Raw genomic sequence first — 14,652 nt, 5'->3', positions numbered from 1 at the left:
ATCCCTGGCGACTGCCGCACAGGGTTCAAAAGGATAGTGGCGCACTGGCCGTTAATGAGAATGGTTGACATTATTGCGTTTCAGGCGCCTACTTGGTTGACACTGTCAACCGAAAGGCCGCGACATGACCGATACTGCGGTGGGCGAATCGTTACATCAGCTCATGCACGCTTACAAACGTGCCCTGCGCCGAGCTTACGCCGAGACCGAGCTGAACCTCACTGTCTCGCACATCCGCACGCTCAAGGCCATTCGCAGCCTGACGCCCTGCACCGCTCAACATATTGCACAGCGCACCCAACGTGATAAGGCCCAGATCACTCGGCTCCTGCGGGATCTGTTCGATGCCGACATCATCGCCAAATCGCCTCACCCCGAAGACCGACGTAGCCAGATTCTCTCGTTGACCAATCATGGTCGATCCGTACTGGCACAGGTCGACGGCTGTGAACGTGACGCCCACGCGCGATTGTCGAACGGAATGGCGCAGACGGATCTCGATGCCTTTCTACGGTTGTCGCGGTTGATGATTGCCAATCTGAACTGACGAGAACGCCCCATGCCCAAGCCCGCCCCTAGATGCTATACCGTACTGAATCGCCTGTTCGTCACACCTCACATGCTGCGACTGACCTTCGGCGGTGAAGGCATGGCCGGCTTTCCCGCCGATCAGGAGAGCGCCTACGTCAAGCTGATGGTTCCCGATGGACAAGACGAACAGGGCAACGCCCGGACGGTCCCGCGCACCTACACGGTGCGCCATCAGCGCGACGGAGAGATCGACGTGGACGTCGTGGTTCACGATGACGGTGGCCCCGCCGCCACCTGGGCCGCTGCAGCGAATCCCGGCGACACGATCCTGATCGGTGGCCCGGGACCCGCCAAACGTCTGCCGGAAAACGCCGACTGGTATCTGCTGGTCGGCGATATGACCTCGCTACCGGCGATCGGCGCCAATCTGGAACGCTTGCCACCTGACGCCAAAGGGCGCGCGATCATCGAAGTGACCAGCGAAGCCGACATCCAAGCGTTCGAGCTGCCCGACGGCATGCGGATCGACTGGTTGATCAATCCGCACCCGGGTAGCGACAGCGACCGTCTCACTAACGCCCTGCGCGAGTTCGACTGGCTTCCGGGCGCCCCAGGGATCTGGGTCGCCTGCGAATTTTCGGCCATGCGCAAGCTACGTCGCCATCTGATCGACGATCGCGGCGTGGGCAAACGGGAGATGTATATTTCGAGCTACTGGAAACTGGGCGCGAGCGAAGATGGCCACCGCGTGGTCAAGCGCGAAGACGCGGAAATAGAAGAAATCGAGAGCGCCTAGCCAAGGAGGTCGGCACGGGCGCTCTCTGACGAGGCGGGACTCGGCTATTTGCCCAGTTTGACGTTGAACCCGAAGCCTTCCATGGCGTCACGCAGGCCGCCCTTGTTCTTCTTCAGCTCGACCCGCAGCGTCTGGAATTCCCGCCGTGAGGGGTATTCGCGGCGGTAGGCATCGAACCCCGCGGCCATGCCCAGTCGACGACGATAGCGATCGAACGCCAGCATGTCCCGGCGCACGTCGTAGCAGGCCCGCGCGCACAGCGACAGCGCTTCCAGCGGTGGCGTCCAGCTGTGCAGCACGATCTTGCGCAGCCACGGGTCCGGCTTGAGCTGGCCGAGTTTCTTGCGTGACGGCAACCCGAAGTGGCGCATGGCGGCCTGATAGATCATCTCGGTGCCCAGCATCTTGCCGTCGACGCTGTAGCCGGCGATATGCGGCGTACCGATATCGACCAGCTCGAACAGCGCCTCGTCGATCCCCGGTTCGTGCTCCCAGACATCAAGCACCGTACGCAGGTCGACCTTGCGTTCGAGCCGCTCGCGCAACGCAACACCGTCGAGACAGTCGCCGCGGCCGGCATTGATCAGCACGGTGCCGGGTTTGAGTGCCTGGATACGGTCGCGATTCATGAGGTGGTGCGTGGCGTGTTTGCCGTCGGCCACCAGCGGCGTGTGCAGACAGACGATGTCGGCACGCTCGATCAGCGTATCCAGATCCAGAAAATCTTCCCGATTCTCGGCCTCGGCACGCGGGGGATCACAGATCAGACAGTCGACATCGAGATTGTCCAGACGTGCCGCCAGCCGCCCGCCGACGTTGCCGGCACCCACGATTCCCACCGTCTTGCCGGATAGCGAGAAGCCGTCTTCTTCGGCCAGTAGCAACAGACTGGAAAGCACATAGTCGACCACCGAATCGGCATTGCTGCCCGGCGCGCTGGCAAAACCGATACCCCGTTCGGCGAGCAGGTTCGTATCGATATGGTCGGTGCCGATGGTACAGGTGCCGACGAACCTCAGCTTGTCGGCGCCTTCCAGCAGCGTGGCGTTTACCTGTGTGATCGATCGCACCACCAACACATCGTGCCCGCGAAGACTGTCTGCCGTCATCTCGCGGCCGGGCTGACGAGTGACTTCGCCCAGCTCGCCAAAAAACTCTTCCGCCAGCGGAATGTTCTCATCCACCAGGATACGCATGACTTTCCTCTTGATTGGTTCCGCCCCGACGGTTGTCTCGTTCAATCCCGACCCCAGGCCATGGTAACGACCGATCAAGTGCCGGTCATGGGCCTCGAAAGCGGCGTCGATTTCTGCAGCGCTTGCTTTACAATGGCGCCTGACGTCAGCTGCGCCGCGGGGTCGAAGCACCGCAACGCTTGGCGCAGTCATATTAGGCCCGCCATTCGCGATGAACAAGCGATGAGCGCCAACGCAGCAGGAGACCGTGTGATCGTCCGTTGGGAAAGTGAACATGACTATGTCCTGGTCCATCTGCACCAGGACATGTTTGGCGACTGGATCTACAGTCGCGCCTGGGGCCAGATCGGCACCCAGTATGGGGGACTCAAGCATGCCGTCGCCGAGAGTTACGCTCAGGCAATGATGTGGGTCGATGACCTCTCTCACATCCAGACCGCGCGAGGCTACCGCAAGGTGCTGGAGGCCGACGATGACAGCCCCGAGGGCCGCCAGGCCGTGGCCCAGCTCTCGCTACTGGATTAGACCTCGCACTGGATTAGACCTCGCACTGGGCTAGACCTCGCGCGACCTCCGTCGCCGCGGAGGTCGGATTCGTCGGCTAACCAGCGTGCCGAATACGAAAACAGTGATGCAGATTGGCTCGCCGGGTGAAGTCTAGATCGTAGGTCTGGGCGGTGATTTCCTCGACGCGATAGCTCGCAACCACTGCATCGTCCAGACGAAACCGCTGCTGGTTATTGGAGAAGATCAGTTCCCCCGCTGGTGCCAGGCGTGCCATTGCCAGCTCGATCATTCGAGCGTGATCGCGTTGAATATCCAGCGTTCCCTCCATCCGCTTGGAGTTCGAGAACGTAGGCGGATCCATGAAGATCAGATCGAACTCGCTGCCGGCGGTCTCCAGCCAGCGCAGGCAGTCGTCACGCACGACCCGGTGACGACTCGGGTCGAGCTTGTTGAGCGCGAAATTATCCCGTGCCCACTCGAGATACGTGTTCGATAGATCAACGCTGATACTGTCGCTCGCCCCGCCCAGCGCAGCGTGAACGGTGGCCGTAGCGGTATAGCAGAACAGGTTGAGGAAACGCTTTCCCGAGGCCTTCTCACGGAGCAGACGGCGCACCGGGCGATGGTCCAGAAACAGTCCCGTATCCAGATAGTCCTTGAGATTGACCCAGAGTTTGGCGCCGCCCTCCTCGACCACGAAGCGGTCGCCGCTATTGGCCTGTTTACGATACTGCGCCTTACCGCTCTGGCGCTCTCGCTGTTTGTAGTGGATCTGCTCGGGGCGCACGTTCATGGCCCCGGGTATCGCGCTCAGCGCATCCATCAAGCGCCGCTGGGCCTTGCCGGGATCGACCGATTTAGGTGCCGCGTACTCCTGGACGTGGATCTGATGGCCGTAGATATCGATGGCCAGGGCATATTCCGGCATATCGGCGTCGTAAAGTCGGTAGCAGGACTCGCCGGACGTCTTGAGCCACTTGTTCAACCGCCTACGATTCTTCTGCAAGCGATTGGCGAACATCTTCGCGCCCTCACTTAACGGCGCCTCTCTCGGCACCGACCGAGGCGGAGAATCGTCGGTCTCGGCGGCCTCTCGCTTGTCGATGTCGATCAGCAACAGCTTGCAGTCGAGAGGCCCATTCTTGAACGCATACTGTTTATGGGCCCGCAGGCCGAGTCGATGACCCAGGTCCGGGTTACCGGTGAACAACGCCAACTGCCAACCCGGGAACTGCTGACGCATGCGTTCACCCAGATCGCTGTAGAGCGCGACCAGTTCGGGCAGTTCTCCCAGGCGCTCGCCGTAAGGCGGATTGGTCACGATCAGACCCGTTTGATCGGCATTTCTCTCGTCGGGCGCTTCCGGGCATACCAGCGATTTCACCGAGCCGCCATTCAGCGTAATCAAGGCGGGGATGCCAGCGCGCATGGCATTACTCTTCGCGGCGCCAATCGCCTGAGGGCTCTGATCCAGTCCAAACAGCCGCGACCGGGCGCGACGCCGGCCAACGTCGCCGCGCGCTTGTGCCTCGCGACGCAGCGTGTGCCAGGCCTCGGCGTCGAAATCGGCCAGTGTTTCCAGGGTAAAGCGTTCACGGCTCAATTGCGGGGCCACGTCTGCGGCCATCATCGCTGCTTCGATCAACAGCGTGCCTGCTCCGCACATCGGGTCGACCAGCGGCTCTCCACGTTTGGCGCGCGCCGGCCAGTCAGCCCTAACCAATAGCGCTGCGGCCAGGTTTTCCTTCAGTGGGGCGTGTCCGGCATCGCGCCGGTAGCCCCGCTGATGAAGGCTCGCGCCCACCAGATCGATACCGACCAGCAGCTGGCCCTTGTGCAGATGGGCATAAAGGCGCACGTCCGCCTCTCGCGGATCGATGGAAGGCCTCTCCCAGCCCGCCGCGAGCAGCGCTTCCACCACGCCATCCTTGACGACCTGCGCGCCGAAGCGTGTATGGCGAATGGCGGCAGACTGACCATGAAAATCCACGGCCAGGGTCTGCCCGGGCTTCAGCATCTTGGCCCACGGCTGGGATCTGACCGCTTCGACGATCGCTGCGGGCTCCTCGCAACCGTTCTCCCGCCCCAGCGTCAAGATCACCCGGTTGGCCAGGCGTGACCACAGGCAGATGCGATAGGCAGTGGCCCGGTCGGCGCTCGCGTGGAGACCGGCGACCGTAGTTTTTTGTATCTCGGCTCCCAGAGTCGCGACTTCGTCGGCCAGCAGGGACTCGATACCCCAAGGGCAGGTGATGTAGAGATTTAACAGCAAGTTATCGTCATTCATGGCGGCATCATCGGACCCGTGTATAGCGGTCATATTCCCTTGGAGACAGTAAAAAAAAGGCTTTATGACAAAACGCCTATCGACATCGTTTCTCATTTCGACTAAAGATAATAGTCGTAGCTACGAAACAACGCATGCGGTTTGCCTGTCCGGACGTTTTCGCGGGCAGTCGGTCGAACTTGGCCTCGTGCCGCTCGGCAGACTGTGGTTTTCCCTAGGAGATGCACTTGTTCAGACAAGAGGCTACTACACGATGAAACGACAGAAACGTGATCGCAACCAGCGGGCATTTCTCCACGGTTACAAAGCGGGTGTCGTCGGTCGCTCACGCGATGAATGTCCCAGCCAGGACGTGAATCTGCGCGAAAACTGGATGAGCGGTTGGCGTGAAGGTCGCGGAGACCAATGGGCCGGAATGACAGGCGTTTCAGGCATCCACAAGAACCCGGCGGTGATGACGTAGCTGGCGCTTACTCAGGACAATCAAGGCTCGTCATTGACGGGCCTTTTTATGGCTCATTCCGGCGTTTCACATCCCTCCGACCAACGCCCGTGTCGCTTCCGTTTCCCTACCGCTTTTGCCAACTTCCTGGTCACTCCTTTAATTCACGAATGATGACTCATGTCCGACGGCCATCAGCCTGGGTCGCGCGAACGCACTCGCCGATCAATTCAGGCCCGCGATAGATGAAACCGGTATAAAGCTGGACCAGATCGGCCCCTGCCTGGCATTTTTCGCTCGCCCGAACCCCGCTGTCGATACCGCCCACACCGATGATCGGCATCGCGGGTAGTAGACGCCTCAATTCCCGAACCACCGCCGTCGAGCTCGCGAACAGCGGCGCCCCCGACAACCCCCCGGCCTCGTGCGCATGGGGCATCCCCGCCACGTGCTCCCGCGATACCGTGGTATTGGTCGCGATGACTCCGTCGATCTCGTTGGCCTGAAGCGTCTCCGCCACCAGGGCAATCTCGTCTCGAGTCATGTCTGGAGCGATCTTGACCGCCAACGGCACGCGCCGACCGTTCTCGGCATCGAGTTTTGTCACCTCCGCCTTCAGCGCACTGAGCAGGCCATCGAGGTGATCACCAAACTGGAGATTACGTAAGCCCGGCGTGTTGGGCGACGAGATGTTCACGGTCACGTAGTGTGCTGCCACATGGGCCTTGCGCAAACAGGTCACGTAATCGTCAACTGCACGTTCGACCGGCGTCGTCAGATTCTTGCCAATATTAATGCCGATGACACCGTTGTAGCGACTCCTGCGGACATTGGCGACCAGGTGGTCGATGCCCGCGTTATTGAATCCCATGCGATTGATGACCGCCTGCGGCCCGGTCAACCGGAACAGCCGCGGTTTGGGATTGCCCTGCTGCGGTTTGGGCGTCACCGTGCCGACTTCGACGAAACCGAAACCCAGCGCCCCGAGAGCGTCCAGGTGATCGGCGTTCTTGTCCAGCCCTGCAGCCAACCCGACCCGGTTCGGAAATGACAACCCCATGAGGTCGGTGGATGCCGACGCCACGTAGGCATCGCCCAGCATGCTGGTCAGGCGCGCGCGATGCGCCGTATCCAATGCGGTCAGCGTCAGTCGATGGGCAGTCTCTGGCTCTAACCGAAATAACAGGGAGCGAACGAGGGCGTACATGGAAAAATCTCGTCGATAACGAAAGGAGTCAGTAGCGGCGGGCGAGTATATCCCACTTCGGCATGGCGGCACGAATTCGACGCCCAGTAACGACAAGGCCCGGAGACGATGCACCGGGCCTTGTCGTTGCGGGCAAATCGCTACTGTGTGTCGAGTTGCTGAACGCGCAGAGTGTAATTGTTGGCACCGTTCATTGCTGAACCGAACCGCTGCCCCTTGACCCAGACGCGATAGCGCCCCGGCTGCAGCACGCTCTCGATATCGAAGTCGCCATCGGCCAGGGAGCCTTCGTCGCTGGCGACCGTATTGCCGTTGGCATCGAGAATCTTGGCCTGAAGGCGATAGGTGCCTTCGTTCCCGGGGAAGGTGGAGCTGACGACCGATACCGTACCTGCTTCGGCCACGTCGAAGCTCAGCACCTCCCCTTCCTGGCGAATCACTATATCGGCGACAACCTCGTCGAAGGCATCCGGCAATGCCGGCTGGTTGTTGCGGCCTCTGCTATTCTCGGAGGCGCTCGGGACGGCTCCCGTCGCGTTCGAGGCGTCTGCCGCAGAGCTCGGCGTTGCCGCTGCACCGGTATTGGTGGTGCCGAAGGTGGCATCACCGTCATCTCGCGTGGACGCGACCTGACCGGCACCGTCGCTGGCCGCGACATCGTTGGCCGCCCGGCGGCCCGGGGCGCTCAATGTCGCAACCTGGTCGCTCTCGTCGACGAACGCCGTGGTTCGGCCACCGGGCCCAGGCCCGCCGAACATGATACCGCCGCCGTTGTCCACGCCGCCATCGTCGCTGCCGACGACCTTACCGCTGGCGTCCAGCCTGGCGACATCGACGTTGAAGCTGTTACCACCCGTCTTGGTGGTACCAAATTTCTGACCGGAAACCTGAAGCGAGTAGTCGCCCGGCTCGAGTGCCTGTGTCAGCTCGAGTCCCCCGGTGGAGCCCAATCCCGAACCGCTGGTCAACACCTTGCCGTTGCTGTCCACGAGTTTGGCCGAGATCTTGTAATCGTCGGATTCTCCCGGCAGCGTCGAACTGGTGAACCGATAGCGTCCCGCCTCGTCGACCGTGAACGGATGCTGGTGAACTCCGCCGAAGAAGAAACTACGGCTGCGCGCATCCGAGCTGGATTTGAAAAAGTGGGTCAAATCGACTTTGCTGGCGGCTTCCTGAGCATCCTTCAATGCCTCGCTCTGCGCCAGAACCTGACTGCTGGCGCCCGCTAGACTCAACGCCACGAATAAAGTGGAAAACACGCGATACTTCATGGGGCCTCTCTGCATTCTGCGACCGAATCGGAGCAAAGCATAACAGAGACGCCCACCGGCGCACCTTAAAAGGCTGTGACGGTAGGCGTTCTGCTGTCGGATAACCGGTGAAATGGTGCGTGGCGAGCAACATTTACGTTGCTCGCCACGGCCATTCAAAACGGGCGACATCAGCGCCACCCTAGTCTGTCGCCACCTTATCCCTCGTTTTCGCTCTCGGCAAGATCGACCAGTTCGCGAATCGCCACCGCGACCAGCGGGAAGCTGATCGGCGAGCCCGTCCCAATCTCGGCCAGCAATGCATTCCAGCGCTCGAATAGCGGCGATTGCTGTTCCTGCCAGCGTTCGACGCGAGGTTCGACCTCGCGAGGCGCATCCGACATCCCGAGCACCCTGACCGTCAATGCGAGCTGCTGACGATCGAGATCATCGCGGAAGGTTTCACGCGCCTGAGCCTGCCAGCTATCGCGCACCTCCAGACTGTTGATCTGCTGCATCATCCACGGCAGCTCCAGACACTGGCCGATGGTGTAGTAGGTTTCGGCAACCCGCTGAATTTTTTCACCGCTGGTGCGGGCAGCCCGAATGATGCCGAGCCCGGCATATAGGCTGGGCGCCGCCGCGACGATCGACGCCAAAGCTTCCGGCACCTTGGCCTCGACCAGCGCTTCGCAACGCTTGGCCCAGGCGTCCCGCTCGCCGCCGTTGAGGCGATTGCCGATGTCTTCCTGCAACTGTGCCAACTGCGGCGCGTACTGCTCGACGCACTCCTTGACGCTGAGCGAGCCGCGGTGACGCAGGAACCAGCGCGTTGCACGGCGCATCAGACGCATCAGATCGAGCATCATGGCGTACTGTGTCTGACTATCGACACGGTGATCGAGAGCCTCTATCTGCTCCCATAGCTGATTGAACCCGAAGCTGTCGCGAGCGATGACGTAGGCCTGGGCGATCTCGACTCGCGAGGCGCCGGTCGAGTCACGCAGTTGGCGCACGAAAGTGATGCCCATATGATCGACCAGGTCGTTGGCGATCTGGGTCGCGACGATCTCGCGCTTGAGCCGATGCTGATAAAGATCATCGGGATAACGCTCCGCCAGCGTCTCCGGGAACGCTTTCGTCACGTGTTGCTGCAATTGCGGATCCGCCGGTAGCTCGGCGGCGATCAGATCGCTCTTGAGCGTGCTCTTGGCGTAGGAAATCAGCACGCTCAGCTCCGGCATGGTCAGCCCCCCGTCCGCATTGCTGCGCTCGATCAACTGCTCATCGCCTGGCAGAAATTCGAGTTCGCGATCGAGACTGCCTGCCGCCTCCAGTTCATTGATGAAGCGGCGATACGGACCGAGCCCTTCTTTCGACTGCAGTTCGGAAAGCGATAGCGCCTGGGTCTGACGATAGTTGTCGCGCACCACCAGCTCGCCGACCTCCTCGGTCATCTCGACTAGCAGCTGATTGCGCTGCTTCTCGGTCATGTCACCCCGCTGAACGATGCCATCCAGCAGAATCTTGATGTTGACCTCGTGATCCGAGCAGTTGACGCCACCGGCATTGTCGATGAAATCGGTGTTGACGCGAATACCCTTCTCCGCCGCTTCCATACGCCCGCGCTGGGTCAGACCCAGGTTACCGCCCTCGCCGACCACGCGGCAGTTGAGCTCCCGACCGTCGATGCGCAGGCCGTCGTTGGCCTTGTCGCCGACGTCCGCATGGCTTTCACTAGACGCCTTGACGTAGGTACCGATACCACCGTTCCAGACCAGGTCAACCTTCGACTTGAGCATGGCGTTGATCAGATCGTTCGGCGAGAGCTTGTCCTCCTTGATACCGAAGACCTTTTTCATCGCCGCGGAAACGGGAATCGACTTGGCGTCGCGGGAGAAGATCCCGCCGCCTTCTGAGATCGCCTTTTCGTCGTAATCCGACCAGCTCGAACGCGGCAGGGCGAACAGACGCTTGCGTTCGGCGAAAGACTTTGCGGCGTCCGGCTTGGGGTCGACGAAGATGTGCCGATGGTTGAAGGCCCCCACCAGCAGGATTTTGTCGGACAACAGCATGCCGTTGCCGAAGACATCGCCCGCCATGTCACCGATGCCCAATACGCTGAAGGTCTCCTTCTGGGTATTCAGGCCCATTTCGCGGAAGTGTCGCTTGACAGACTCCCAGGCGCCACGCGCCGTGATGGCCATGCCCTTATGGTCGTAGCCCTGAGCCCCGCCGGAGGCAAAAGCGTCGCGCAGCCAGAAGTCATACTCGATCGAGATGGCATTGGCATAATCGGAGAAGGTCGCCGTGCCCTTGTCCGCGGCCACCACAAGGTACGGATCATCCGGGTCGTGACGTACGACCGTGCGCGGCGGCACCACGGTGGTGCCGTCGAGATTGTCGGTGATATCCAGCAGGCCACGAATCAGCGTCCGGTAGCATTCGATCCCTTCAGCCTGAAGGGTGTCGCGATCGGCATTTTCCGGCATCCGCTTGCAGATGAAGCCACCTTTGGCGCCAACCGGAACGATGACCGAGTTCTTGACCTGTTGCGCCTTCATGAGCCCGAGAATTTCGGTACGGAAATCCTCGTTGCGATCCGACCAGCGCAAGCCCCCACGGGCGACCTTGCCTCCGCGCAGGTGAACGCCTTCCATCCTCGGCGAGTAGACGAAAACTTCGAACATCGGCCGCGGCTTGGGCATACCCGGCACTTTGCTCGGCTCCAGCTTGAACGAGATGTAGGCCTTGGCACTGCCATCCTCACCCGGCTGGAAGAAGTTGGTCCGCACGGTGGCCTGAATCAGATCGACATAGCGGCGCAGCAGCAGATCATCATTGAGGCTGGCCACCTGATCGAGCATCGCATTGAGTTCGTCGATGCACGCCTGGCACTGTTCGTCGCGCTGCTTCGTCGTTTCCGGTGAGAAACGCAGCGTGAACAGCCGCGTCAAGCCACGCGTGATGTCGGCGTGGGCGGCCAGTGTGCTGGCGATGTAGGCCTGCGATAGGCCGATCCGCAACTGCTTCATGTAGTGCGCATAGGCGCGCAGCACCGCAACCTGACGCCAATCCAGATCGGCGCCGATGATCAAGCGGTTATAGGAGTCGTTCTCGGCATCGCCGACCCAGATCCGGGTAAACGCATCGATGAAATTGTCGCGCATGTCGCGCAGATCGACCTCGCCCACGCCGCGGTATTCAAACGTGAAGTCATGGATCCAGTAGGTCTGCTGTTCGGTGGCGATGCGATAGGGGCGCTCGCTGATGACGCGTAATCCGAGGTTCTCGAGTACCGGCAACATGTCGGAGAGCGGAATCGGTGTCTGGTGATGATAGAGCTTGAGATTGACGCTCTCGGCCGCGCTTTCGGCCAGATGGTAAAGACTGACGCCAATCGGTGCGCCATCGTCGAGTGCCTGGAGGTGACGAATGTCATTGGCAGCGGTGCGTGCCGCGAAGTCGTCGCGATAGCTACCGGGAAAGGCGTCGCGGAAGGTTTGAGCCTGAAGATTGCCCGCCTCCTCACCCAGACTCTCGATCAACGCGCCGTGCAGTTCTTCGCGCCAGTTGCGCGCCAGATTGATGATCTTCTTCTCCAGCGCTCGACCGTCGAACTCCACCGGCTTGTCGCCATTGAAGCGCAGCGTGAACTGGATCCGCGCCAGAATCGACTCGGAAAGGTACGGGTTGAAGTCGGCGAAGGTCGCGTCGAGTTCTTCGCACAGCAGGTTCTGGATGCGCAGACGCAGATCGGTGGAAAAGATATCCCGCGGCACGAACACCAGGCAGGAGTAGAACTGACCGGCGCGATCCTCGCGAATGAAAAGGCGCACACGGCGGCGTTCGCGAATATTGAGGATCCCGAACGCCGTTCGGCTCAACTCCTCGGTGGAGCTCTGGAACAGATCGTCCCGGGGATGCACCTCAAGCACCTGCAATAACAGCTTGCCGTTGTGCCCTTTCGGATTGACGCCAGCAGCGTCGATCACTGCTTGCACCTTGCGACGCAGTACCGGTACCGTGCGCGGCGATTCGTTATAGACCAACGAGGTGAACAGGCCGAAGAACCGCCACTCACCAATCACCTTGCCTTTAGCATCGTGACGGGTGATGGCGATGTAGTCCGGATAGGTCGGACGATGCACGCGGGCGTGATAGGCACTCTTGGCAAAATGCAGCAGCGCCGACCCCTTGTCCTGCTCGAAGCGCACCGGTTCCTGGTAGCGCGGCTGGTCCAGCTTCAGCACGCCCAGCTCGCTGCCGCTGACCCGCTCACCATGAGCTTTCTTGCCGCTGCCGACCTGGCGGCTTTCGGCGTAGCCCAGGAACGTGAAGTGCTCGTCCAGCAACCACTTGAGGAAAGCCACCGTTTCCTGCTGATCGTCCGCCGTAACCCCTTCCGAGTGCTGGTTTTCCAATTCCCCGATGATCTCGCGAGCCTTCTCGCACATCGGGTCGAAATCGACGACGGCGGTCCGCACGTCGAGAAGCACATCGCGCAGGCCTTGTTCCAGGTCGATCAACGTCTGGCTGTCCGTGTGGCGGTCTACCTCGATCAGAATGATCGACTCGCGTGCCTCCGGCGCCTTCTCGGCACGAGTGCCGGTGATCCGCGTCGCGTGGTGGCGGGCATCCCGCTCGACCGCCAGCACCGCGTTATGAATCGCATGCAGAGTCAGACCGCGCCGGTTGAGCTCCATGCGGACCGAATCGACCAGAAAAGGCATATCGCGATGGAGTACAGCGACGACGGTATGCGGAGACTGCCAGCCATGCGCTTCGAAGTTGGGGTTGAACACCCGCACTCTCGCCTCGTCGGGGTCGAAAGTGCGCATGAAATGCCAAGCTGCCAGCGTGGCGCCGTAAATATCATCGAGCTGCCGATCCGCTGCCTCCTCGAAAGGCGCCGTGGCGTAGAGATCCTCGGCGAACGCCGTGATCCGCTTGACCTTGTCTTCGGGGAGGCGTTTGGACAGCTTTTCCTTCAGCTGTTCCAGAAATTCTGTTTTTCCCTCGATCGCGACGTGTTGCATCTATCACCTCGGCTGGCATCGACCGTCAACATGGCGGCCGCATTCAATAGGATGGAAGCTTACGTCAGCGCCACACGGCGCCCCACTCAATTGAAGCTTCGTCATGACGCATGTCGGTTATGCATCGGCGGCGACACTGCTCGACAGCACTAACGATTGACAATACCGGCCGTCGAGGTTTGATTGCCGGGTTTGGCGATTACCGGAGCACGGCAATGCCTGGATCGGACTCATGTCAGATTGGGACCACGGCGGCTATCGACGCTCGAGCAGCACCCCGCACTCACAGTGGTCGGTCCAGGGGAATTGGTCAAACAATGCCATGCGTACCACGCGATGGGTTTGGCTCAACTGCTCGAGATTGACCACCAGTGTGTCGGGATTACAGGAAATATAGACGATGCGCCGATAACGCATCAGCGGCTCGCAGCTTTCCGCGTCCAGGCCGGCTCGTGGCGGGTCGACCAGTACGGTGGAAAAATCACATTCGTCGAGCTGCATCGCAGCGACCCGGCGGCCCTGCTTTTCCCCGCTCAGCGCCTGAGCGAACTCCTCTGCGGACATTCGGGCCACGTGCACGTTGTCGATGACGTTGGCTTCGAGATTGGCCTGGGCGGAGGCGACCGAGGTACGCGAGATTTCGGTCGCCACCACGCGGCGGAAGTTCTCGGCCAGCGCCACCGTGAAATTGCCATTGCCGCAGTAGAGCTCGACCAGATCGCCCTGACCTTCCTGCGTCACGTCACGAGTCACGTCTCGCGCCCAATGCAGCATCGAACGGCAGATCTCGGCGTTGGGCTGGGTGAAGCTGTTCTCCACTTGCTGGTACCGGAATTCGCGCCCGTCGACGTCTAGCCTTTCCCACACATGATCGCGATCCAGCACCAGACGCTGTTTGCGAGAACGTCCAATCAACGACACGCCGAGCTGCAGCTGCAGCTCGCGGGCACGCGCTTCCCACTCATCGGTCAGCGATTTGTGATAGATCATGGTGACCAATGCCTCGCCGCTCAGGGTGGTGAGGAACTCGACCTGAAACAGCTTGCGACGCATCAGTGGCTCGTCGCGGATCGCGTCCAGCAGTTGCGGCATCAGCGCGTTGATACGCTCGCTGGCGACCGGAAAGCGATCGACCCGAACGACGCGCTGGGCAACCCGTCCTCGATGCAGAGGCGCCTCCGGATCGGCTTCGAACATCGCGTAGTATAGATCGTCGCCTTCATGCCAGATCCGGAATTCGGCGCGCATCCGATAGTGCGATGGTGGCGACGCAAAGACTTCCAGCGACGGCGGCGATAACCGGGCGAACTGCCGTTCGATCCGCTCGCGCTTGGCTTCGAGTTGGGCGTCGTAGCGGGAAGGATCAATATCGAAAATTACCAAACCATGAGTCCTTG

General features: G+C 60.9%; 10 protein-coding genes. 4 read left to right on the top strand and 6 right to left on the bottom strand.

The features are described from left to right. The first annotated feature begins 124 nt into the window (after positions 1 to 124). Together DOM27_RS09130 and DOM27_RS09125 are read left to right on the top strand one after the other, a co-directional pair. The gene (locus DOM27_RS09130; protein ID WP_110655710.1) at positions 125 to 547 is read left to right on the top strand and encodes a MarR family winged helix-turn-helix transcriptional regulator; all 423 of its coding nucleotides are present in this window, start codon (positions 125 to 127) and stop codon (positions 545 to 547) included. Between the two features lie 12 nt (positions 548 to 559). Continuing rightward, positions 560 to 1,327, top strand: a complete 768-nt coding sequence (locus DOM27_RS09125; protein ID WP_110655709.1) for a siderophore-interacting protein — start codon at positions 560 to 562, stop codon at positions 1,325 to 1,327. A gap of 44 nt (positions 1,328 to 1,371) precedes the next feature. On the opposite strand, the gene pdxB is transcribed toward DOM27_RS09125, so the two are convergent. Then, entirely contained in the window at positions 1,372 to 2,523 is a 1,152-nt protein-coding gene (pdxB, locus tag DOM27_RS09120; RefSeq protein WP_110655708.1) for a 4-phosphoerythronate dehydrogenase PdxB, read from the bottom strand. Between the two features lie 249 nt (positions 2,524 to 2,772). Between pdxB and DOM27_RS09115 the strand changes: the two genes are divergently transcribed. After that, complete coding sequence (locus DOM27_RS09115) at positions 2,773 to 3,048, top strand: WGR domain-containing protein (protein ID WP_075562624.1); 276 nt, start codon at positions 2,773 to 2,775, stop codon at positions 3,046 to 3,048. A 76-nt stretch (positions 3,049 to 3,124) separates the two neighbouring features. Here DOM27_RS09115 and rlmKL read toward each other — a convergent pair whose 3' ends face one another. Then, the gene (gene rlmKL, locus DOM27_RS09110) at positions 3,125 to 5,317 is read right to left on the bottom strand and encodes a bifunctional 23S rRNA (guanine(2069)-N(7))-methyltransferase RlmK/23S rRNA (guanine(2445)-N(2))-methyltransferase RlmL (protein ID WP_110655707.1); all 2,193 of its coding nucleotides are present in this window, start codon (positions 5,315 to 5,317) and stop codon (positions 3,125 to 3,127) included. A gap of 253 nt (positions 5,318 to 5,570) precedes the next feature. Here rlmKL and rmf point away from each other — a divergent pair, with 253 nt between their 5' ends. After that, entirely contained in the window at positions 5,571 to 5,780 is a 210-nt protein-coding gene (gene rmf, locus DOM27_RS09105) for a ribosome modulation factor (protein ID WP_087719572.1), read from the top strand. Positions 5,781 to 5,937: 157 nt separating this feature from the next. Here the strand turns inward: rmf and DOM27_RS09100 are convergent, their stop codons facing one another. The 4 genes from DOM27_RS09100 to trmA form a co-directional block, all read right to left on the bottom strand. Continuing rightward, on the bottom strand, positions 5,938 to 6,966 hold the full coding sequence (locus DOM27_RS09100; RefSeq protein ID WP_110655706.1) for a quinone-dependent dihydroorotate dehydrogenase: 1,029 nt from the start codon (positions 6,964 to 6,966) through the stop codon (positions 5,938 to 5,940). A gap of 140 nt (positions 6,967 to 7,106) precedes the next feature. Continuing rightward, on the bottom strand, positions 7,107 to 8,225 hold the full coding sequence (locus tag DOM27_RS09095) for a hypothetical protein (protein WP_245392655.1): 1,119 nt from the start codon (positions 8,223 to 8,225) through the stop codon (positions 7,107 to 7,109). A 209-nt stretch (positions 8,226 to 8,434) separates the two neighbouring features. Next, positions 8,435 to 13,255: an NAD-glutamate dehydrogenase gene (locus DOM27_RS09090; protein WP_110655704.1), complete on the bottom strand. Its 4,821-nt coding sequence runs from the start codon at positions 13,253 to 13,255 to the stop codon at positions 8,435 to 8,437. Between the two features lie 255 nt (positions 13,256 to 13,510). Then, positions 13,511 to 14,638 (bottom strand): tRNA (uridine(54)-C5)-methyltransferase TrmA, encoded by a 1,128-nt coding sequence (gene trmA, locus DOM27_RS09085; RefSeq protein ID WP_110655703.1) that lies wholly within the window; start codon positions 14,636 to 14,638, stop codon positions 13,511 to 13,513. Positions 14,639 to 14,652 lie beyond the last annotated feature (14 nt).

The organism is Salinicola halimionae, assembly GCF_003206065.1.
Taxonomy (GTDB): domain Bacteria; phylum Pseudomonadota; class Gammaproteobacteria; order Pseudomonadales; family Halomonadaceae; genus Salinicola; species Salinicola halimionae.
The sequence above is the reverse complement of the archived record's forward strand: the minus strand, read 5'-3'. Positions and strand labels throughout refer to the sequence as shown.